Genomic DNA, 22,196 nt, shown 5'->3' with positions numbered 1-22,196 from the left:
AAGGCGGGTGATTTATAGTGGAGAAAATTTTACAAATAAAAGATTTAAATATTTCATTCCACACCTTTGCTGGGGAAGTTAAAGCAATTCGCGGAGTGAGTTTTGATTTATTTAAAGGGGAAACTCTGGCAATTGTAGGGGAATCTGGTTCTGGTAAGTCTGTTACCACAAAATCCATTATGCGGCTTCTTCCAGAACATAATTCCGAGATAAAAGGAGGCCAGGTCCTTTTTGATGGCAAAGACCTAACCAAATTATCTGATAAGCAAATGCAAAAAATCCGTGGTAAAGACATTTCGATGATTTTCCAAGACCCGATGACATCATTAAACCCTACAATGAAAATCGGAAATCAAATTATGGAACCGCTGATTAAGCACCAAAACATGTCTAAAGGTGCCGCCAGAGAAAGAGCAGTTGAACTTTTAAGGCTGGTTGGTATTCCTAAGCCGGAAATTCGTGTTGATCAATACCCGCATCAGTTTTCGGGCGGGATGAGACAAAGGGTTGTTATAGCTATTGCGTTAGCTTGTAATCCTAAAGTTTTAATCGCAGATGAACCAACAACGGCTTTGGACGTTACAATCCAGGCTCAAATTCTGGAATTAATGAAGGATTTGCAAAAGAAAATTGATACATCAATCATCTTTATTACCCATGACCTTGGCGTTGTAGCTAATGTTGCTGACCGAGTCGCTGTTATGTATGGCGGTAAAATCGTAGAAGTTGGGACTGCTGATGAAATTTTCTATAATCCTAAACACCCATATACATGGGGATTGATTAGCTCCATGCCGGATATGGAAACAAATGATGAGGAATTATACTCAATCCCGGGAACACCGCCTGATTTATTAGATCCGCCAAAGGGTGATGCATTTGCACCCCGTAACCCTTATGTGATGAAAATCGACCTAGAACAGGAGCCGCCATTCTTTAAGGTATCTGACACTCATTATGCAGCCACTTGGCTATTGCATCCGGATGCTCCAAAGGTGGAACCGCCTGAGGCTGTGAAAAGGCGTCAAAGTCAATTCCCTGGTGTAAAGGTGGGAAAATAAATGAGTGAAAGAAAAAAATTATTAGAAATAAAAAATTTAAAACAGTATTTTAATGAAGGCAAACCTAATGAGGTAAAAGCGGTTGATAATGTCTCTTTTGATATTTATAAAGGAGAGGTAATGGGGCTTGTGGGTGAATCAGGCTGCGGTAAATCTACAACAGGCCGGACAATTATTCGTCTATACGATGCCACAGGCGGAGAAGTCCTTTATGATGGTGTTAATGTTCACGGAAATAAATCCAAGAAGGAACTGAAACAATTCAACCGTAAGATGCAAATGATTTTCCAAGATCCATATGCATCATTAAATCCTCGCTTGAAAATTGCGGATGTTATTGCCGAGGGAATCGATATCCACGGGTTAGCTAAATCAAAACAAGAGCGAATGGAAAAGGTATACGAATTGCTTGAAACTGTTGGATTGAACAAGGAACATGCTAATCGTTATCCACATGAATTTTCTGGCGGACAGCGGCAGCGGATTGGGATTGCCCGTGCTCTGGCAGTTCAACCGGAGTTCATTATTGCGGATGAGCCTATTTCAGCATTGGACGTATCGATTCAAGCGCAGGTTGTAAACCTAATGAAAAAGCTCCAGCATGAAAAAGGGTTAACCTATCTGTTCATTGCACATGACTTGTCAATGGTAAAATACATCAGCGACCGTATCGGTGTTATGTATTTTGGGAAAATAGTTGAGCTTGCACCAGCAGATGAACTTTACCGAAACCCGCTTCATCCATACACGCAATCATTATTATCTGCGATTCCTGCTCCTGATCCGATTAGTGAGCGGACACGGAAACGTAAAACATATGATCCGGCAACTCATAATTATCAGGACAATGAGCCGGTTGAATTCCGAGAAGTTACGCCGGGACACTTTGTCCTTTGTTCAGAAACAGAATTTAAACAATATCAAGCACAATCTAAACAATAATAAAAAAAACGACCTCGAATTTCGAGATCGTTTTTTTATTATTTTACTTTTTCTTTCCGCCAACGGTTTTCCAGCCAGTTTGAAATCTGGCACTTTGGTCGACAAATTCGCTGCGGCGTTTTCCGCCAAATACCTTTTCACCAATACCGTTTGTGATGACTCCCATAAAAGCTGTAATCCCGATCACTAACAGTGCAACAACTGTTAAATCAGTTATGTATCCAGCCATGATTGTCCCTCCATTTGATGAATCAAAGAATTGATTTTATTTTATTCACTATACCTATTGTAAAAGAACTTTGCCTTTAAGAAAAGAGAAAAATAAAAAACTATTGAAAAGCTATATTTAAATACTGATATCGTTTTCATCTTGTGATTTTAATTGAGAATGGATTTTTTAGAAAAAATCCTAGCAGGTTATTTGTTATTAAAAAGAGATTTAATTCACAATGCATTACCCTCAGAAAGCATAAATAAAGATACGAACATTTTAGTATGATTAACAAAGAAAAGTAATAAAAAATAAAAAAATAAAAAAATTTTTGAAACTTTTGCAGAAATTATTCGTCTAATATAATAAAGGACCTATAATTTAGGGGGGATTCTGATAGTGATTATTTTTGAAAAAGGGATACCTTTTTTCGATATTGTAGTGTATAATGGGTGATATAAATTCCTTATTTATAATAATTTTAATTTTATAAACTGTAATACATTGGAATTGTGTTAATTTCCCTTATTTCGGATTGATATATGATAGATTTGCAAATAATAGAGGAGTGTGAAACACAGATGGTAACACTATACACCTCACCGAGCTGTACATCATGTCGGAAAGCAAAGTCATGGTTAGAAGAGCATGAGATTCCATATAAGGAAAGAAATATTTTCTCTGAACCTTTATCTATGGAAGAAATCAAAGAAATTCTACGTATGACTGAAGATGGAACGGATGAAATTATTTCAACGAGATCTAAAACCTTTCAAAAGTTAGATGTGAATTTGGATACAATGCCTCTTCAGGATTTATTCAAATTAATTAAAGAAAACCCAGGTTTGCTTCGCCGCCCAATCATCATTGATGAAAAACGTTTGCAAGTTGGATATAATGAAGATGAAATCCGCAGATTCCTGCCTAGAAAGGTCAGAACGTATCAATTGCGAGAAGCACAGCGGATGGTAAATTAATTGAGAGTAAGACCTTTTTTATAAAGGTCTTTTTTTCATTTTTATTGTTTGAAATTTTTATTTAATTTTGTTATTATTAAAGGAATATCTATATTGGAAATTTTCCCTCTGAATGTTGACTGGACTACTGTTCGTATTGGATATTGGGCGGATTTACGGATTTTGTGAAATTGCGCTTTTTTATTTCCCTTATTGGTTCTTTTATCATAAAATGAAAGTACAAGAGTATTTGCTTTTTTATTTAAAGTTTCATTGAATAAACTTTTTTTAAGAGTGAATGCTAAGGGAGTTATCTGCTTGGGGGTATTTAGTCCCTTCAATATGAACAATGGAAGGGAGAGGTTAAAATGGAGATTGAACGTATTAATGAAAATACGGTTAAATTTTATATTTCCTATGGTGATATAGAAGAAAGAGGCTTTGATCGGGAAGAGATTTGGTACAATCGTGAACGAAGTGAAGAACTCTTTTGGGAAATGATGGATGAAGTTCATGGAGAGGAAGAGTTTGTGGTTGAAGGTCCGTTATGGATTCAGGTTCAAGCCTTGGATAAAGGCTTAGAGGTACTTGTGACCAAAGCGCAGCTTTCTAAAGATGGCCAGAAATTTGAACTTCCCATTCCTAATGATAAAATTAAGGATTTACCTGTTGACGATAAGATTGACGAACTTTTAGATCAGCATTTTAATCCAAATTATTCAGATGATGAGGAAGTCCTCCTTGAGGAAGATAATTTGGAGTTTATTCTTGCATTTAGAGATTTTGAAGATGTGATCAGTTTGGCAAAAAGGCCGGGTCTTGATAACTTAGTCACAACGCTATATCACTTTGAAGGAAAGTATTACTTATATACTGAATTCCCGGAAGATGTTTTCGGTGAAGATGAGATTGATGATGTTTTAAGCGTATTGCTGGAATATGGGTATGAAACACAGTTAACGATTCACCGAATTCAGGAGTACGGTAAAGAAATAATTGCTGAGAATGTTTTTGAAGTTATTCGAAACCATTTTAGCTAAAAAAGGTACCGATTTCACAGTTGAAATCGGTATTATTTTAGCTGATAGGAAATTATAAATTCAACTATGCCTCTGTCTTCGTCCTATCGGACTCGCCAATCGGCGAGTTTTCATTTATCTAACTTTAAATATTGGTGTTTCAAAGCAGGTGAGGACACTGAAGAATACGGTTCGGGTTGTCATATTTTTGTTGGTTCTTTCAATTCTTCTTTTTGCATTCAAAAATCAGTTGGAGAGTGGCATTTTAGGGTTCCTAAGTGTAATGATTTCGCTTTCCGTCATCTTTATCGGGTTTGTTATATTTCTGGAAAACCGACATCCTACACAAACCATAACATGGCTGGTTGTTCTTGGAAGCTTTCCGCTGGTGGGGTTTATTTTTTATCTTCTCTTTGGCAGGAATTATCGAAAGGAACGGATGTTTAGAAAAAAGTATTTTCTTGATAAACAGGCTTTTTTAACTATTGAGGGTGAAAATGACCCAAGAAGTGAAGAAAAGCTGCAGTTAATGGGGGAGCATCAAGGCAAATTATTCATGCTCGCTCAAAAACTGGGGAATAGTCCAATATCCTTTGATACAGCAACCAAGGTTTTAACAAACGGTGAGGAAACTTTTTCTCATATAATGGAGGAACTAAAAAGGGCGAGGCACCATATTCATCTGGAATATTATATTATTAGGCATGATCAGATTGGTCAAGAAATAAAGAATATATTAATTGAAAAAGCGAATCAAGGTGTAAAGGTTCGTTTTATGTATGATGCCGTTGGGTCCTGGAAGCTTTCAAAAGCTTATATCAATGATTTAAAGAATGCAGGAATAGAAACTGTTCCATTTGGGCCGGTAAAATTGCCTTTTTTAAATAATAAGTTTAATTTCCGCAACCACCGAAAAATAATTGTCATAGACGGGAATATTGGGTTTGTCGGCGGATTAAATATTGGCGATGAATATCTGGGACGAAATAAGGATATTGGATTCTGGCGGGATACCCATTTGATGCTTCGGGGCGAAGCAGTGCGGACTCTGCAGCTCATTTTTCTTCAGGATTGGTATTATATGACGAATCATAGTTTTCTGACGGCAGAATACTTATCTCCACAAATTGACCATAAAAGCCACGGCGGTGTTCAGTTAATCGCAGGAGGCCCGGATAACGAATGGAGTGTCATCAAGAATATATTTTTCTCCATGATTGGATCGGCAAGAAAATCAGTCTGGATTGCTTCTCCTTACTTTATACCAGATGAGGATATTTTCTCCGCCATTAAAGTAGCCGCCTTAAGTGGAATTGATGTACGGCTTCTAGTTCCAAACCGTCCGGATAAGCGGATTGTCTTTCATGCTTCAAGATCCTATTTTCCTGAGCTTTTAGAGGCAGGAGTAAAGGTGTTTGAATATGAAAGAGGGTTTATGCACAGCAAAATTGTCATTGTTGATGGGGAATTGGCTTCGATAGGAACCTCTAATATGGATATGCGAAGCTTTCATTTGAATTTTGAGGTAAATGCGTTTCTTTTCCGGACGAAAAGTACCCAAAAGCTTGTTGCAGAATACCTAAACGATTTAGAATTTGCAATACAATTAGATTTAAAAACATTCCAACAGCGGCATTTGGGGTATCGGTTGCTAGAATCCACTGCAAGACTGCTCTCACCGTTATTGTGAAAATTTTGTTAAAACTCGTCGAAACCGGCGGGTTTTATTTTTTTTGTAAAGGAATTTTGGCAAGTTTAGTCGAATTGGAGAAGAAAAGAAGGAGGGGGATTCCGATTGTTAACAGCCCAGACGAAAACAGGTAAACAAATTTCGCTTGGAAATTGTTACTCGAAAGAAGCACTTTTAAGCCTTAGAAAATCCGAGGAGTTCATATGTCCTGTCTGTGGGGAAAATGTTTCATTAAAGCTTGGTGAGCAGCGAATATTCCATTTTGCCCATAAAAAAGGAAGCACCTGCTGCGAAGTATACGAAGCAGAGTCCATCAATCATATTGAAGGAAAGCTTCAGTTATATCATTGGCTATGCATGCAAAAAATTCCTTGTATCCTCGAATTTTATGATCGGAAGATGCAACAGCGTCCCGATATCATGTTTGAACATAATGGTCAGAGATTTGCCCTAGAGTTTCAATGCTCCACACTATCAGAAGAGATATTTTGGAAAAGAACAAAAAACTACCTTGAACACCACTATACTCCTCTATGGATTATCTCCAGCCATCACATTCATCAAAAAAACCGCTACATCATTCCTTTTTCAAATTTTCATTACTTATTTTTACGAACGGGCATGGCAGGTCAATTGTATATACCCTGCTATTCTACTGAAAAGAAAGCCTTCCAATTAATTAGTTCTATTACTCCGTATTCCATTAAAAATGCTTTTGCGGAGCAATCATTCAATTCCCTTGATCGTTTGCGACTTGAGGATTTGCTCAATCCTAAGCCCGATGCATGGAAGATTAACCTATTAAAGTGGAAGGAAGCCGCAGAAAATTATCAAATTAGTTGGGTTCTTCATGCAGGTGCCGTAAAAAATCCCTTTCTCCATGAAATTTATCAGCGGAAATTAAATCTCTTTTTATTACCACCAGAAATAGGCCTGCCAGTTCCTCATGCAGTTTACATTCAAACCCCTCCAGTTGTATGGCAAACCTACTTATTCCTTGATTGTCTAGCTGATAAAAATCCTGGAGCATTGATCTCGTATCAGGATATACATTACCAGGTGCAGAAAAGAATCTCAAAAAAAGATATTACGATCCGAACTTTTCCTTTACTAGAAACTATTAATCCGATGATACCGGTCATAGAATATTTCCGGACGCTGATTGAATTGGGCGTTTTAATTCGAAAAGGGGACTGGTTATGCGAAATAAACCGAAAAATCAAGATTCCACAATCAAACCGAGAAAAGGATGAGGCAAAGTCAAAATTTTATCAAAATAATAAATGAAAATAGATGACAGGGCATAATATAGGAGAGGCTTTACTGCTTATAAGCGTAAAGGAGGAAAAATAAAGAAAAAATGGAATATAATAAAGTGGAATTGGATTATCGAATGGAAATGGAGGATCAATCATGACAAATGAAACGGCTGTAAAGTCACTCCCGGCAAGAAGTGAAATTCCAGTTGAAGATACGTGGAAGCTGGAGGATATTTTTGCAAGTGATGAGGGATGGGAAAAAGAATTCCAAGAGGTGAAGGCACAAATTCCGGGAATTAAGCAGTTCGAAGGAAAATTGGGAGAAAGTGCAGAGACGCTTTATAAAGCCCTTCAATTTCAGGACCAGCTTTTTGAAAGAATCGGCAAGCTCTATACATATTCACATATGAGATATGACCAAGATACGACAAACTCTTTTTATCAGGGCTTGGATGATCGAATGAAGAATCTTTATTCTCAAGCAGCGAGCCAATTTGCCTTTATTGTTCCGGAAATTCTAGCAATTGACGAAAGTAAAGTAACTGGTTTTTTAAGTGAAAAAACGGAATTAAAGCTATATGAACATTCTCTTGAAGAAATTAATTTGCAACGGCCGCATGTATTGAGTGCGGAGCAGGAAGCTCTGCTTGCTGAGGCGAGTGAAGTAATGAATGCGTCTAGTAATACATTCGGCATGCTGAATAATGCCGATTTGGAGTTCCCGTCCATTAAGGATGAAAATGGAAACGAGGTTGAAATTACTCATGGCCGTTATATCCGTTTCCTTGAAAGTGAAGACCAGAGGGTTAGGCATGACGCTTTTAAAGGGGTATATCAAACCTATGGCCAGTTTAAAAATACATTCGCAAGTACCTTAGGCGGTAATGTAAAAAAGGATAATTTTAATGCTAGGGTCCGGAACTATGACTCAGCAAGACATTCAGCCCTTGCTGCTAATAATATTCCTGAAACGGTCTATGATAACTTAGTGAATACCGTTAATGAGAATCTGCATCTGCTGCACCGTTATGTAAAGCTCCGCAAACAAGTATTAGGGGTTCAGGAGCTTCATATGTATGATTTGTACACACCACTAGTTAAAGATGTGAAAATGGAAATTAAGTATGAAGAAGCAAAAGACCTTGTTATAAAAGGGCTAGCTCCGTTAGGTGATGAGTATGCCCAGATTCTAAAAGAAGGCTTTGAAAACCGCTGGGTGGATGTCCATGAGAATAAGGGCAAGCGAAGCGGGGCTTACTCCTCAGGAGCATACGGAACGCATCCATATATCCTGATGAACTGGCAGGATAACGTAAACAATTTATTCACCTTAGCACATGAGTTTGGCCACTCTGTACACAGCTTCTATACGCGGAAGAATCAGCCGTTCCCATATGGGGACTATTCGATTTTTGTTGCCGAGGTGGCTTCTACCTGCAATGAGGCGCTGCTGAACGACTATTTGTTAAAAACAATTGATGATGAACAAAAGAGGATTTATCTGTTGAATCATTATTTGGAAGGCTTTAGAGGGACGGTATTCCGTCAGACGATGTTTGCTGAATTCGAGCATTTAATCCACCAGATGGCGCAGAATAATGAGGCATTAACGGCTGAAACATTAACAAAAACCTATTATGAATTAAATAAAAAGTACTTCGGTGAAGAGGATATTGTCATTGATGAGGAAATCGGCCTTGAATGGACCCGCATCCCGCATTTCTATTACAACTATTATGTCTACCAATATGCGACAGGCTTCAGCGCGGCCACAGCACTAAGCAAGCAGATTTTAGAGGAAGGCAAGCCAGCAGTAAAACGGTATATTGAATTCCTCAGTGCAGGAAGCTCCGATTATCCAATCGAAGTATTAAAGAAAGCCGGAGTGGATATGACAAGCTCTGAGCCAATCAAGGATGCCTGCAAGGTGTTTGAAGAAAAACTAGGTGAATTAGAACAACTATTGCTAAAAAAATAAAGAAGGAGGGATGGTATAGTCGCCATCCCTTTCCTAACGAATAATTTCAACTACGCCTCATGAACCGTCCTATCGGACTAGCCAATCGGTGAGTTTTCATTTAAAATCCCTTAAATTTTTTTCTGTCATTGATGGAGATTATGGGGGTTAAGATGGAAAGAAACAATACGGGGATGCTAATTATAATCGGGAAAATTTTCATGAGTGCCAGTACATGTAAAAAAAATGCAAAAATAAAAAAAAGAATCATCAGCGTAATGGAGAACTTTTTCAATTTCTTAATCCATCCTTTTTTAGTAAATATCTTTCCTTTATATTTATGGTCTACTCTATGAATTTATGATATTTTGACAATAATGTGAAATAAAGCACAAACTTATTGTCACCCATCTCAGCCCATGCTATATTTAATACGTGAAGTTGATCACAACAAACATATACCCCTTTGTTTGACCGTGAAAAATTTCTCCCATCCCCTTTGTTCGTATTAAGAGAAATGCCCTGCAGTTGATGGCTGCAGGGCATTTCTGTTATACATTATCATAAGCTATTTAATATACTTCCAAAAGGTCCCGAACTTTGCAGGGATTTGCTGCACCACCTGCTTAAGGAGCAATTTTTTCATTTCCCGTTCAATTTGTGAAATGGTCATATTATATACAAGAGCAATTTCCTTTGAGGCGACAAATTTAAAATTCTTTAAAAATATTTCCAGTGGAGGAAGTGGAGATTTAATCGGTTTTTCTGCGAGCATTTCCTCCAGAATTTGAACATAAACCTCATATGGATATGTTCCTGTTATTTTTATTCCTTCTTCTTCAACGTTCTCATTGAAGAAGACAAGAGTGGGAATTTCGCGAACTTCCATTTCGGAAGTAATTTGCAGGTCGCACTGAAAAGCTTTTGCAGCACTCTCCGAATGCATGTCTTGAAGAAATTCTTGAATTTCAAGTCCTGCTTTATCTGCACACTCTCTTAATACTCCTAAATCTGAAATATTCCTTTTTTCCAAAAATAATACCTCTTGGATTGCGCGGAGGAAGCGAATTCCTGCACGTCTCCCCTGAAGCTCTGCTGCTTTTAACGCAATCGATACATTATAGGGAGCATGTACAGGGTCTTCAAACCCATGATTTCCTTCACAAGATATTATTGACCTGCTCGTTGTTTTCTCCCAAACCTGCGCAAGGTTTTCAACATTTTTTTTTCGGCTTATATTTAAATTCGTCAATTTTCCACTTAGAACATGCTTGATAGAAAAGTAACGTCCATACTCAATCTGAAGCTTTTTCATGATAGGCTCAAGTGACCAGCATTCGGGACAAAGCGGATCAATAAATAAATAAATTTCTATCGGTTTTTTATCGCTGCTATTGATTGGCTGCAAAGAATTTGAGTAATCAAAATTATTCACGATGGCTCACCGGAATTTTCTTGATTGTCAGGTGTATTTATCATGTGCTGGGCAGTTAGATAAAGCCTGTAATAAAATTCATCCCTAATCGGTCCTTCTAAGCCGATTTTATCCATTGCTTTGGTCATGCATGAAAGCCAGGCTTTGGCACGCTTTGGCGTAACCGGAAAGGGCAGATGGCGGGCACGCATCATCGGGTGTCCATGTTCCTCAGAATAAAGTGGAGGGCCGCCTAAATATTGTGTTAAAAATTGCTTTTGTTTATGGGCAATTTCAGAAAAATCATTTGGGAATATAGGAGCAAGGTCAGGATGTTGTGCAACAAGGCCATAAAAAGTGTCCACAAGACGATGGAGCGTTTCTTCTCCAATAACCTCAAATGGTGTTAGTTGATTATTCATCATGTTGACAACTCCTCCTCTCGTCATTATCAAGTTTACATTCATTTTAACAATGCCTAATTTTTATCTCAAATGAATTGCTTCAGAAAAAAGGATATTATTAATGTGTCCAATATGGCTTTTCTTACGAAACTAATTTATAAGTTGTATTTCTGCCTGTAAAAGCGGCGAATTTTGTTTTCTGTTTTTCTAACAGGAATTTGATAATTTTTTAACAGCTGCAAAAAGACTTCCTGCCCCTCCTGAAAGTTTTCAACCTCATATTCTAGTTCAAAATCCTCTTGATTTAGGTAAATATTGTGGTCGAAAACGAGTACGCCTTTCTTAAACGCTGCTTCAGCACGTCTTGTTGCCAAAGATCCGAAATAAACCAATTTACCAAAGGGGATACCCATTTCTTCTATGATCAGCTTTATTTGGCCCAAAGGAAGTCTCCCAAATTGAATTGCTTCTAGAGCTTCCCTTTCGCTAAGTATTTGATTTGTTTCAAGAAGTCCGATTTCTGCAGGCTGCTTTAACGTCATTTCCCAGCTATTCTTTTTTAACCGGATTCTTAAAGCTGAACCCTTATCCTTTAAGGCAAACTCCTTCGTATCGAAGTAATGGTTCTCCTGAAAAAAAATATTTATTTCATCAATTTGAAAATCGGTTAATAATCTTAAATATTCTTCTTTTGTCAGCATGTTTTTAAATTCTATTTCAATATTTTGCGGCATCGTTTGTCTTCCTTTCCGATAAGAATTATTTACATTATCTCATCTTCAGTTGAAACTGCAATCCTTGGGAGAAATGAGGAATTATGTTAAAATAGTGGGTATGGAAGATGGAGGTAAAAAATGAGGAAAAAACTAATAGTCCAAGCGGCAAATGTAATGGAAAATGCACTTGTTTTAGAAGTATCGGAAGCAATAAATGGTTTAGTTCCAGCCGAACAAATCCTGGTGGATTCTGAACATTATTCCTTTATTTATCTAATGGAAGATTCAGATGACTATACATACATCGTGTTTCCGGAACCAATCTGGCCAGACTTGAAGATGGCTGCAGAACTTCCGGTTTGGATTTCCGACGGAAATGAAAAAATAGAACTTCAGCGTTTTAATGAAGAGTTTGATTTTATTATTAACAACATAAAAGGAAATAGCAATTACGGTAAAGAAATGGTTGAAAAAGCAGAATCAGTTTTTCATCCATAATTTGTTCTTGTCGAGGTGGAGTCATGAAGCATTGGGACCAATTTTTAACCCCTTATAAGCAGGCAATTAATGAGCTCAAGATAAAATTAAAGGGAATGAGAGGTCAATTTGAACTCGATTCGACACATTCACCAATTGAATTTGTTACCGGCCGTGTAAAGCCAATTGCCAGTATTTTAGATAAAGCAACTCAAAAAGGAATACCGTTAGATAAACTTGAAGTGGAAATGCAGGATATTGCCGGCCTTCGGATTATGTGTCAGTTTGTGGAGGATATTTATCGGGTCGTTTCGCTGCTCCGAAACCGCAATGATTTTGAAATAGTGGAGGAAAGGGATTATATTTCTCATGAAAAAATCAGTGGATACCGTTCCTATCACGTTGTCATTCAATACCCGGTGCAAACTATTCACGGGGAAAAGAAAATTCTAGCCGAAATACAAATTCGGACCTTGGCCATGAATTTTTGGGCAACCATTGAACACTCCTTAAACTATAAGTATAAAGGTGCCTTTCCTACTGATATAAAAATGCGACTCCAGCGTGCGGCAGAGGCAGCTTTCCGTTTAGATGAGGAAATGTCACTTATTCGGGGTGAAATTAAAGAAGCACAGGCTTTTTTTACGAGAAAGAAGGAAACAGCCCAAGAAGAAAAAAAATGAGCCGCTGTTTATATAGATTATTCCAATACAAGGGGTAAAAAAAATGAAATTTGCGATAACATCTAAAGGGGATCAAAAATCAAATATTCTAATGCATAAAATGAGGACCTATTTGCTGGATTTTGAGTTAAAGTATGATGAAGACCAGCCGGATATCGTCATCTCCGTAGGAGGAGACGGGACGCTCCTATATGCTTTCCACCGTTATAGCAGCCGTTTGGATAAAACGGCATTTGTTGGGATCCATACTGGACACCTCGGTTTTTATGCAGATTGGACCCCTGAGGAAATCGAAAAGCTGGTCATTGCTATTGCAAAGACACCGTTTCAGGTTGTTGAATATCCACTTTTGGAGGTCATTATTCGTTATTCTCATGCGGGTAAGGAATCCAGGTACCTAGCGTTAAATGAATCTACCGTAAAGGGTGTGGAGGGAACGCTGGTCATGGATGTAGAAATACGCGGCCAGCATTTTGAAAGATTTCGTGGAGATGGTCTTTGTATTTCTACCCCTTCAGGCAGTACAGCCTATAATAAAGCGCTAGGCGGAGCCATTATTCACCCGTCCATCCAAGCCCTTCAAGTGGCGGAAATGGCATCCATTAACAACAGGGTTTTCAGAACAGTAGGGTCGCCGCTTATTCTGCCTGCACACCACACATGTATGTTAAAGCCCGTAAATCGGACGGATTTCCAGATTACGATTGATCATTTAACCCTGCTCCATAAGGATGTAAAGTCAATCCAATTCAGGGTTCCGGAGGAAAAAATCCGTTTTGCTAGGTTCCGTCCGTTTCCTTTCTGGAAAAGAGTACATGATTCATTTATTTCGGACTAATTGAAGGAAAACACGGAATGACACAAAATTTTAAACTTCATTGGAGTATTGATCATAATAGTGCCGGATTGCTCATTAAAGAGTTTTTAAAGATGGAAGAAATCTCTCGGACTGCTTTGACGGATATTAAATTCAAGGGCGGGAGAATCCTTGTCAACAGTGAAGATGTAAATGTTAGGTATAAGCTCGTCGAAGGGGATGTACTGACAGTTATATTCCCTTCCGAGAGCCCGAGTTTTCCGGGAGAGAAGCTTCCATTGACGATTCTGTTTGAGGATGAATTTTTGCTTGTTGTAGTTAAACCAGCCGGTATGAGTACAATTCCATCAAGGGAGCATCCTGCCGGGAGCCTGGCAAATGCCCTTCTAGGATATTATCAAAAAACAGGTCTAACCGCCACAGCCCATATTGTAACTCGGCTGGATCGGGATACCTCTGGGATTGTTTTAGTGGCCAAACATCGTCATGTTCATCATTTGTTTAGTTTAATGCAGCGAAAATCTCAAGTGAAACGAACCTATGAAGCATTTGCAGGTGGTTTGTTGTCAGTGGATAGAGGCACGGTAAACGCCCCAATCGGACGTAAAGCGGAAAGCATCATCGAAAGGGAGGTCCGTGAGGATGGACAATATGCTTGTACCCATTACCGAGTCATATCAAGGCATAGGGAATTTACCCAGGTTGAACTGAACCTGGAAACTGGACGGACCCATCAAATCAGGGTCCATATGTCTTATTTGGGTCATCCTTTGCTCGGTGATGATTTGTATGGGGGAGACATCTCGTTAATTGATAGGCAGGCGTTACATTGTAAAGAAATCCACTTCATTCACCCCCTTACCCGGGAGGAAATGATCTTTACGGCACCTTTGCCGGATGATATGAAGAAATTAATAGAGGCTGGTCGTGATTAAAAAGGCCAGCCTTCTTTTAGCTAATAAGAAAGTATAAATTCAACTACGCCTCTGTCTTCGTCCTATCGGACTCCCCAATCGGCGAGTTTTCATTTATTTTATTCAAAATGTTTAAACTTTTCTTCAATGTATGGCATAGTGGAAGGGACGGAGACGACTTCCATTTCCGGATATCTTAACGCTGAAAGTTGGCCGCCAAATACTGCTCCTGTGTCAATATTATACGTTTTATTAATGATTCTTGGTTCCTTCACAGGCGTATGTCCATAAACAATATAAGCTTCCCCATGATACTGTTTAGCCCAGTCTCTTCTGACAGGGGATCCATCCGGGTGCTTTTCACCTGTAATATCTCCGTAAAGGACGAATTTTTTCACTTCATTATTTCTCTTTCCGATTAGTTCTTGTTTAATTCCCGCATGGGCGATTACTAGCTGTTTGTTGTCTAATACTAGATACATTGGAGCCTTTTCATAAAGTTCCATAAATTTTTTACGAATGGACTCTTGGTCTTTCCTATATAATGATTCATATTCCGCAACAGTTGTTTCGAGTCCGTGAGCAATTTGAACTTTGTTGCCAAGGAAAAAGCGATACAGCTTATTGCAATGGTTTCCAGGAGTATAGAAAGCTTTTTTCTGCTCGATGACCAGCTTCCAAACGACTTCAATTACTTTAAGAGAATTTGGCCCTCTGTCGGTTAAATCACCGACAAACCCAAGTATTCTGTTTTCCGAATGGAGGGGAATCCCACTTTTCCAATCGTAACCTAATTTTGCGGTTAACTCCGAGAATTCTGTGAAGCATCCATGGATATCTCCGATAATATCTATTTTCATGATAGTTGCCCCTTTCCAATTCTTATTTTTTGTCGGATTGTCAGCATTTATTACTATTCGTAAGGGAGGAGTATGATGGAACAACACGTCTCCATTATTTCATTATTGATTGTTGTGACAATGGCATTTTTAACTCCAATTCTTTTGCATCGATTTAAATTAAATTTCATTCCAGTTGTTGTTGCGGAAATTATCATGGGCCTCATTATTGGGTCGAGTGGATTCAATATCGTTCATGAAGATATGTGGCTGTCTACCTTGTCAACACTTGGCTTTATTTTTCTTATGTTCTTAAGTGGACTTGAAATTGACTTTACTGCATTTTCAGGTGGGAAAAAACGTGAGACCCTTCCAAACGGGAAAAAAGAACCGAACTCCTTTCTGGTCTCATCCGTTATCTTTGCCGGTGTCTTCATTCTCTCACTCGGTTTATCGTATCTCTTTGTTTTGGCAGGATTTATCGATAATGCTTTTTTAATGACACTGATCATTTCGACGATTTCATTGGGAGTAGTCGTGCCCACCTTAAAAGAAGCCCACTTAATGAAAACGGTGATAGGGCAGATTATCTTATTGGTGGCGGTAATCGCTGATTTAGCTACAATGATTCTTCTTGCCCTCTTTGTGTCCTTGAATGAAGGAGGAGAGGGAGATACATGGCTTCTGCTGATATTATTCGGAGCAGGAGTTATCCTCTATTTTATCGGCAAAAGATTTAAAAATCGCAGTTTTATTGAAACACTGTCAACAGGGACTGTCCAAATCGGCACGAGGGCTGTATTTATGCTGATTATTGTATTGGTGGGATTATCCGAAACTGTCGGGGCCGAAAATATCTTGGGTGCATTTTTGGCAGGTGTTCTCGTTTCTTTATTGGCACCAAACCAAGAGCTGGTTCATAAGCTTGATTCCTTTGGGTACGGTTTTTTAATTCCTATCTTCTTTGTAATGGTAGGTGTAGAACTGGATATTTGGACGTTATTCAGTGAAAAGAAACTGTTGTTATTAATACCGTTATTATTGATAGGGCTTTTATTGTCAAAGCTGATTCCTGTATACCTTTTAAAGATATGGTACGATATGAAAACAGTCATTGCCTCGGGCTTTCTGCTTACCTCCACATTGTCACTTGTGATTGCGGCGGCGACAATCGGAGAACGGATTGGAGTTATATCAGAGCAGATGAAAGGAACACTAATCCTTGTCGCAGTAATCACTTCTATTTTTACGCCGATTGTTTTTAAAAAGTTGTTTCCTCGAGAAGCAGCAGAGGGAAGAAGGGTGTCCATTGCCTTTTTAGGTGCTAACCAGATTACTTTGCCTGTCTCCCGGGAATTAAAGTCCGGACTCTATAATCCCGTCCTATATCATCAAAAAATTGAAAAAGCAGAAAAACCATTTGCTGACTCGGTATTTGAAATAAAGGAAATCCCGGATTATTCGCAGGAGGCCATTGAAAATACAAAAGTATTTGAGTCTGAAATAGTGGTTATTTTAACAGGAAACCAGGAAGTGAATGCAAATCTGGCTATGGCTGCAAAAGAAAAAGGTGTCCAAAGGGTCATTGCTAGGATTGAAAGTCCTGAACTGGAGACTAGATTGCGGGAACAAGGGGTTGAGGTGTTTTCATCTTTTACGTCAACTAAAGCGTTGCTTCGGGCGATGATTGAGTCTCCTACAGTCATAAATATATTGACGAATCAGGAAACAGGGTTATATGAAATTGTCATGAAAAATGAATTATTTGACGGTATGTCATTAAGAAGATTTCCGTTTACCGGGGATGTTATTTTTGTCAGGATTTTCAGAGGAAAGGATTCCATCGTGCCTCATGGAGATACGGAGCTGCAAATGCATGACCGCCTGATTGTCACAGGTTCAAAGGAATATGTGGATGAACTGAAGAGAGAGCTTGAATTTTCAGAACCAGGCAAAAGCTATTATTAGAAAAAGCAAGTACTTTTCATTTATTCAGAATTAGTGTAGAATTAGTACCAAGTACTAATATCAGTTATCATGTAGGAGGATTTTTTTAAAATGAATTTATCTTTAACTGGAAAAACATTTGTCGTAATGGGTGTTGCTAATAAGCGGAGTATCGCTTGGGGGATTGCCCGCTCACTGCATGACGCTGGGGCACGGTTGGTATTTACGTTTGCCGGGGAAAGACTTGAGAGCAGTGTACGGGAATTAGCGGATTCCTTAAATGCAGAGGGAACTTTAGTGCTGCCATGTGATGTGACTAGTGACGAAGCAATTGCTACGTGTTTTGCCGAAATAAAAGAAGCGGTTGGAACTATTCATGGAGTGGCCCATTGTATTGCATTCGCTAATAAGGAAGAATTATCTGGCGAATATATGAATACAACTAGGGACGGCTTCCTGCTGGCACATAATATCAGCTCCTATTCCTTAACGGCAGTAGCGAAGGAAGCACGCGGCCTCATGACAGAAGGCGGCAGCATCGTAACTCTCACATACCTTGGGGGAGAAAGAGCCATCAAAAACTACAATGTTATGGGTGTTGCAAAAGCTTCCCTTGATGCAAGCGTTCGCTATTTAGCTGCAGATCTAGGTAAAGATAATATTCGTGTAAATTCCATTTCTGCCGGTCCAATCCGAACACTATCCGCAAAAGGAATCAGTGAATTTAACATGATTCTAAAGGAAATTGAAGAAAAAGCCCCATTACGGAGAACAACAACGCCGGAGGAAGTAGGCGATACGGCAGTTTTCCTATTCAGCCATCTTTCCCGTGGAATTACAGGGGAAAATATTCACGTAGACTCTGGATATCATATTGTGTAATACAAAAAAGCCCGCAAAATGAACTGCGGGCTTTTTTGTGTTGAAAAAAAGTTAACGACTATAGGCCATTTACATATATATAAAAGTGTAGGATGCCATAAGGGAGGTGCTTTTTATGTCAAATACAAAAAATCAGGGGCCATTTTTCAACATTGGGCAGCCTTTTTCAAGGAATCATACAAACCAAAATATGCAGGAGATTTTTAGAATTAAGATTGATGCTGAGCCGGAAGCGGAAGAGGAAGAGAACCTAAGTACAGAGGAAAATAAAAAAATTGTCACTAATGCTAACAGGGGGGCAGAATCGTTAGATGCAAAAACAGAAAAAAAGAATTCTGCATCTTCTATACCCCCCGAACATAACCGCTCTGCCTTTAAACGGGTTAAACCATTTAAGGAAATGTCGGTAAAGGAAAGGTTGGAATATTTAATTAACTTTCCGAAAGTACTTCCGCCTGTTCCCTGTGTCTTTTATACAAAAGATGAAAAACATTTAGGCTACCTGACCAGTTATGAGGATAATCAAATAACCATTCAATATCATAATAAAATGCAAAAAACATTTTATGCTGATGAAATTACAAATGTCATTATGATTGGAATAAAGAGATAATGAATAGCTTTAAAATACCATATTCTTCTTATAGCTAGACAAAAAAAGGCCAGCCGATTCACCGACTGGCTAATTTATTTAATCGCAAATTCCAAGGTTTACGTCTGCAATACATTGGATTGCACAGAAGCAGCTTAAGTCAACTGTTACACAATCGTTGCTTGCCTTAAAGCAAGTTACTTGGCAATGTTTAGAAAGGTTAATGCAGCATTTGTCATCGCCTCTTACGAAATTGACTGGAACAAAGTTTCCACCGTCTTTTTTGCCAGGAACTAATACGCGAAGTGTAGCACAGCAGTTATCGAACACATCCTCTACGCGGAAATAGATGGAGACGCATGCATTGTAATCGTCATTAAAGAATGCGTGAAATGGTGTGCCATCAGCTGTTTTTAAAACGAATACGCGCGTGTCAACCATTTCTTTTACAGGTGAGACTAATGAACCAAGCGGCTCATTAAAGCAGCTGGTACATGATTGACATTCTGCTTCTTCAACAGCGTTATCTTGGAGCTCTTTAATCGCGCGGACTACTTCGCATACACAGTTGGTGCTTTTGTGATCATTACGAAAATTTCCAGAACCCATTTATTTTTTCCTCCTTAATCCGTTATATATCTTACATTACTAACATATTTCACGAAAGCCTTATGGGTTACGGACAATTGCCTTATTTAACAAAATTAGGCTATTTCCATATACAGACATATGTCCAAAAATGAAAGGGTTTTTCAATATGAAGATAAATTTAATCAACCTGCTCCTTTTAGCGTTGGCAAGCTTTCGGTTTACAAGGTTAATTGTTTTTGATAAAATTACTGAATTTTTACGAAATCCCTTTTTTGATGAGGTAGAGGAAGTAAATCCAGAAGGTGAAGTGGAATTATATTATATTCCCAAAAAATCTGGAATAAGACGATTTATAGGCGAACTGCTGAGTTGTTATTGGTGTACAGGAATATGGTCTTCTGCCATTATTGTAGGTATATCCTATCTCTCCCCTAGATGGGCGGAGCCGATGATACTCATACTAGCCGTTGCAGGTATAGCGGCGATGGTGGAAACAGTTATTCAATATTTAATTGAGAAATAAGGATTTTGCCTGAGACAAGACTTTCGTTTTTTTCATATGATGATTAGTAACTAATGAATTGTATTTGAATGGAGGAAAAAACGTGACAAGGAAAAAGAAGAAATCCCAGACAAATCAGACAACGAAGGTTACACAACCATCAAATGCTATAAAAAAACAGGGATGCGGCTGTGGTAAAAAGACAACATATAAGTAGGAGTGAAAACTGCTGGGTAACTGGCAGTTTTATTTTTTTCTCTTAACTTAGTCATATTTTTAGTCAATGTCGAAAAAACTAATGACAGTCATATTTATAAAAAAGGGATGAAAACCGTTATGCATAATACATATCGATTCATTATATTGATGAGTGTAATCTTACTGGTTTCCTGCAATCAGGATCAAAAAGCAAAAGACAGCCAGCTCGCGCTCGTGAAAACTACAAATCCCCCACCAGTTGTCACTGATGGGCATAAAGGAAATGACCAGGTAGAGAAAATTAAACAAGATGTAAGTTCTTTTCCAGAATTGTATGATGTCGCTGTCGTCAAAGGGAAAAAAGCAATCCTTGTTGCCTATAAGGTAAAGCATTTGCATCGCTTTAAAATGAAAAAGATTGAAAAAAATGTTACCAAAATGCTTGAGAAAAAATATCCAAAAGAGAAATTTACCGTCTCAAGTGACTATAAAATATTTCTGGAAGTCGTACGGCTTGATGAAAAGATGAGGTCCTCGTCTAAGTTTAACCATCGAGATGCAGAAAAACGTTTTAATGAGATCGTTAAAATGACAGAGGATATCAAGTAGGAAAGGGGATTTAATGATGGCGAGCAAACAGAAAAATATGACACCCGAGCAGCAAAAATACCAGCAGCTTCAGCAAAAGCACGAAAAAAAACGGCCAGTTTTAAAAAATTGTATCAGGGCTTTTTTTGTTGGCGGACTGATATGCGCAATCGGCCAGGCCATCAGTTATTTTTACATTTACTTTTTTAATTTTACGGAACAAAGTGTCGGGAATCCAACGGTGGCAACAATGGTGTTTTTCTCCATGCTTTTGACCGGCTTCGGTGTTTATGACCGGCTGGGGCAGTTTGGCGGGGCAGGGAGTGCGGTGCCGGTCACTGGTTTTGGCAATGCCGTCATCTCTGCAGCCATTGAACATCGCACAGAGGGGTTTGTGTTAGGAGTCGGCGGCAATATGTTTAAGCTTGCAGGCTCAGTTCTTCTTTTTGGTGTATTTGCAGCCTTTGTGGTAGCGCTGATTAGAACGGTTTTAAGTATTTGGGGGGTATTGTAATTGCTAAAAGGACATCAATCATGGGTCTTTCAAAATAAACCGATGATATCGGCGACTGGAGTAACAGGAGGCCCCTTTGAGGCTAACGGAAATTTGGCAAATGACTTCGATTTATTGTATGAAGACCTATGGATGGGCCAAGAGTCCTATGAAAAAGCCCATCGAATCTTGCTTGAAGAAGCGATAAAAATCGCACTGGATAAAGCAAATATTGAAAAAGAAAAAATTCAATTTTTAATTGCCGGTGATTTAATTAATCAAATAACGCCGACTAGCTTTACGGCAAGGACTATGCAGATCCCCTATTTCGGGTTATTTGGGGCCTGTTCCACTTCCATGGAAGGCTTAGCGCTAGCCTCATTTATTGTCAATTATCATGGAGCACAAAATGTGGTGACCGGAGCATCTAGCCACAATGCCGCGGTTGAAAAACAGTTTCGCTATCCAACAGAATACGGCAGCCAAAAGCCTCCGACGGCTCAATGGACGGTTACAGGGGCTGGTGTGGGAATCATTCAGCCAAACGAACCGGGGAAGAAAAACCCTGTCACAATATCTGCAACCATTGGAAAGGTAATTGATATGGGTTTAACAGACCCGTTCAATATGGGAGGTGCGATGGCTCCTGCAGCAGCAGATACGATTATGGCCCATTTTCGGGATCTTGACCTTGATCCATCTTATTATGATCTAATTATTACTGGCGACTTGGGGAGAGTCGGCCATGACACGGCTTTTGAATTAATTAATAAAAGCGGCCTTAAGCTTGAAAGAAATCAATTTCAGGATTGCGGGATCCTCATCTATAAGGATGACCAGCCCGTTCAATCCGGAGCAAGCGGAGCAGGATGTTCGGCGACAGTGTTGTATGGACATCTGCTGAATGAAATGAGAAAGGGTACATACAGACGGATTTTGCTTGTTGCTACCGGTGCATTGTTATCCCCGCTCACCTTTCAACAAAATGAATCGATTCCATGTATTGCCCACGCAGTTGGTATAGAAATGAACAATTAAAGGGGT

The 22,196-nt window shown here is 38.8% G+C and carries 25 protein-coding genes; 18 read left to right on the top strand and 7 right to left on the bottom strand.

The genetic code is table 11. The annotated features are described in order from the left end of the window. The first annotated feature begins 17 nt into the window (after positions 1-17). Complete coding sequence (locus KHA99_RS06680; protein ID WP_213116607.1) at positions 18-1,061, top strand: ABC transporter ATP-binding protein; 1,044 nt, start codon at positions 18-20, stop codon at positions 1,059-1,061. Further along, positions 1,062-2,003, top strand: coding sequence for an ABC transporter ATP-binding protein (locus KHA99_RS06675; protein WP_213116606.1), 942 nt, complete (start codon positions 1,062-1,064; stop codon positions 2,001-2,003). It abuts the gene before it with no gap. A 43-nt stretch (positions 2,004-2,046) separates the two neighbouring features. Here the strand turns inward: KHA99_RS06675 and KHA99_RS06670 are convergent, their stop codons facing one another. Then, entirely contained in the window at positions 2,047-2,232 is a 186-nt protein-coding gene (locus tag KHA99_RS06670) for a hypothetical protein (protein ID WP_213116605.1), read from the bottom strand. 563 nt (positions 2,233-2,795) lie between these two features. On the opposite strand from KHA99_RS06670, the gene spxA reads away from it, so the two are divergent. From spxA to pepF, 5 genes are all read left to right on the top strand, one after another. Then, the gene (gene spxA, locus KHA99_RS06665) at positions 2,796-3,191 is read left to right on the top strand and encodes a transcriptional regulator SpxA (protein WP_042455300.1); all 396 of its coding nucleotides are present in this window, start codon (positions 2,796-2,798) and stop codon (positions 3,189-3,191) included. Between the two features lie 347 nt (positions 3,192-3,538). Next, positions 3,539-4,210, top strand: a complete 672-nt coding sequence (gene mecA / locus KHA99_RS06660) for an adaptor protein MecA (RefSeq protein WP_213116604.1) — start codon at positions 3,539-3,541, stop codon at positions 4,208-4,210. A gap of 157 nt (positions 4,211-4,367) precedes the next feature. After that, positions 4,368-5,879 (top strand): cardiolipin synthase, encoded by a 1,512-nt coding sequence (cls, locus tag KHA99_RS06655; protein WP_213116928.1) that lies wholly within the window; start codon positions 4,368-4,370, stop codon positions 5,877-5,879. A 105-nt stretch (positions 5,880-5,984) separates the two neighbouring features. Next, positions 5,985-7,166, top strand: a complete 1,182-nt coding sequence (locus KHA99_RS06650; protein ID WP_213116603.1) for a competence protein CoiA — start codon at positions 5,985-5,987, stop codon at positions 7,164-7,166. Positions 7,167-7,292: 126 nt separating this feature from the next. After that, positions 7,293-9,116 carry an oligoendopeptidase F gene (gene pepF, locus KHA99_RS06645; protein WP_213116602.1) on the top strand — a complete coding sequence of 608 codons (1,824 nt, stop codon included), beginning with the start codon at positions 7,293-7,295 and terminating at the stop codon, positions 9,114-9,116. Positions 9,117-9,216: 100 nt separating this feature from the next. Here the strand turns inward: pepF and KHA99_RS31680 are convergent, their stop codons facing one another. The 4 genes from KHA99_RS31680 to KHA99_RS06630 all read right to left on the bottom strand — a co-directional run bounded on the left by KHA99_RS31680 (position 9,217) and on the right by KHA99_RS06630 (position 11,647). Continuing rightward, positions 9,217-9,366 carry a hypothetical protein gene (locus KHA99_RS31680; protein ID WP_504740122.1) on the bottom strand — a complete coding sequence of 50 codons (150 nt, stop codon included), beginning with the start codon at positions 9,364-9,366 and terminating at the stop codon, positions 9,217-9,219. Between the two features lie 297 nt (positions 9,367-9,663). Continuing rightward, entirely contained in the window at positions 9,664-10,530 is an 867-nt protein-coding gene (locus tag KHA99_RS06640; protein WP_213116601.1) for a ClpXP adapter SpxH family protein, read from the bottom strand. Then, positions 10,527-10,934: a globin domain-containing protein gene (locus tag KHA99_RS06635; RefSeq protein WP_213116600.1), complete on the bottom strand. Its 408-nt coding sequence runs from the start codon at positions 10,932-10,934 to the stop codon at positions 10,527-10,529. Before KHA99_RS06635 ends, KHA99_RS06640 begins: the two co-directional genes overlap by 4 nt. A 134-nt stretch (positions 10,935-11,068) precedes the next feature. After that, entirely contained in the window at positions 11,069-11,647 is a 579-nt protein-coding gene (locus KHA99_RS06630) for a CYTH domain-containing protein (protein WP_213116599.1), read from the bottom strand. Between the two features lie 120 nt (positions 11,648-11,767). On the opposite strand from KHA99_RS06630, the gene KHA99_RS06625 reads away from it, so the two are divergent. The 4 genes from KHA99_RS06625 to KHA99_RS06610 are packed head-to-tail and all read left to right on the top strand — an operon-like array spanning position 11,768 to position 14,541. After that, positions 11,768-12,127, top strand: coding sequence for a UPF0738 family protein (locus KHA99_RS06625; protein ID WP_213116598.1), 360 nt, complete (start codon positions 11,768-11,770; stop codon positions 12,125-12,127). Positions 12,128-12,150: 23 nt separating this feature from the next. Then, positions 12,151-12,789: a GTP diphosphokinase gene (gene yjbM, locus KHA99_RS06620; RefSeq protein ID WP_213116597.1), complete on the top strand. Its 639-nt coding sequence runs from the start codon at positions 12,151-12,153 to the stop codon at positions 12,787-12,789. A 43-nt stretch (positions 12,790-12,832) separates the two neighbouring features. Further along, on the top strand, positions 12,833-13,627 hold the full coding sequence (locus KHA99_RS06615; RefSeq protein WP_213116596.1) for an NAD kinase: 795 nt from the start codon (positions 12,833-12,835) through the stop codon (positions 13,625-13,627). 17 nt (positions 13,628-13,644) lie between these two features. Then, positions 13,645-14,541 (top strand): RluA family pseudouridine synthase, encoded by an 897-nt coding sequence (locus KHA99_RS06610; RefSeq protein WP_213116595.1) that lies wholly within the window; start codon positions 13,645-13,647, stop codon positions 14,539-14,541. Positions 14,542-14,639: 98 nt separating this feature from the next. Here the strand turns inward: KHA99_RS06610 and prpE are convergent, their stop codons facing one another. Then, positions 14,640-15,380 (bottom strand): bis(5'-nucleosyl)-tetraphosphatase PrpE, encoded by a 741-nt coding sequence (gene prpE / locus KHA99_RS06605; protein WP_213116594.1) that lies wholly within the window; start codon positions 15,378-15,380, stop codon positions 14,640-14,642. 75 nt (positions 15,381-15,455) lie between these two features. Here prpE and KHA99_RS06600 point away from each other — a divergent pair, with 75 nt between their 5' ends. From KHA99_RS06600 to KHA99_RS06590, 3 genes are all read left to right on the top strand, one after another. Beyond that, positions 15,456-17,327: a monovalent cation:proton antiporter family protein gene (locus tag KHA99_RS06600; protein ID WP_213116593.1), complete on the top strand. Its 1,872-nt coding sequence runs from the start codon at positions 15,456-15,458 to the stop codon at positions 17,325-17,327. 90 nt (positions 17,328-17,417) lie between these two features. Next, a complete protein-coding gene (fabI, locus tag KHA99_RS06595) occupies positions 17,418-18,188 on the top strand; it encodes an enoyl-ACP reductase FabI (RefSeq protein WP_213116592.1) in 771 nt (256 codons plus the stop codon). A gap of 115 nt (positions 18,189-18,303) precedes the next feature. After that, positions 18,304-18,801: a CotO family spore coat protein gene (locus KHA99_RS06590; protein WP_213116591.1), complete on the top strand. Its 498-nt coding sequence runs from the start codon at positions 18,304-18,306 to the stop codon at positions 18,799-18,801. 78 nt (positions 18,802-18,879) lie between these two features. Here the strand turns inward: KHA99_RS06590 and KHA99_RS06585 are convergent, their stop codons facing one another. Continuing rightward, entirely contained in the window at positions 18,880-19,389 is a 510-nt protein-coding gene (locus tag KHA99_RS06585) for a CotY/CotZ family spore coat protein (protein WP_213116590.1), read from the bottom strand. Between the two features lie 148 nt (positions 19,390-19,537). Between KHA99_RS06585 and KHA99_RS06580 the strand changes: the two genes are divergently transcribed. The 4 genes from KHA99_RS06580 (at position 19,538) to spoVAD (ending at position 22,190) form a co-directional block, all read left to right on the top strand. Beyond that, on the top strand, positions 19,538-19,894 hold the full coding sequence (locus tag KHA99_RS06580) for a DUF1360 domain-containing protein (protein WP_213116589.1): 357 nt from the start codon (positions 19,538-19,540) through the stop codon (positions 19,892-19,894). 315 nt (positions 19,895-20,209) lie between these two features. After that, positions 20,210-20,680 carry a YhcN/YlaJ family sporulation lipoprotein gene (locus KHA99_RS06575; RefSeq protein WP_249366443.1) on the top strand — a complete coding sequence of 157 codons (471 nt, stop codon included), beginning with the start codon at positions 20,210-20,212 and terminating at the stop codon, positions 20,678-20,680. 13 nt (positions 20,681-20,693) lie between these two features. Then, complete coding sequence (gene spoVAC / locus KHA99_RS06570; RefSeq protein ID WP_213116588.1) at positions 20,694-21,173, top strand: stage V sporulation protein AC; 480 nt, start codon at positions 20,694-20,696, stop codon at positions 21,171-21,173. Then, positions 21,174-22,190, top strand: coding sequence for a stage V sporulation protein AD (gene spoVAD / locus KHA99_RS06565; protein WP_213116587.1), 1,017 nt, complete (start codon positions 21,174-21,176; stop codon positions 22,188-22,190). The last annotated feature ends 6 nt before the right edge of the window (positions 22,191-22,196 follow it).

Source organism: Neobacillus rhizophilus (genome assembly GCF_018343535.1).
In the GTDB taxonomy this organism is placed as follows: Bacteria; Bacillota; Bacilli; order Bacillales; family Cytobacillaceae; genus Neobacillus; species Neobacillus rhizophilus.
Note: the sequence above shows the minus strand (reverse complement) of the source record. Positions and strands in the feature narration are given on the sequence as shown.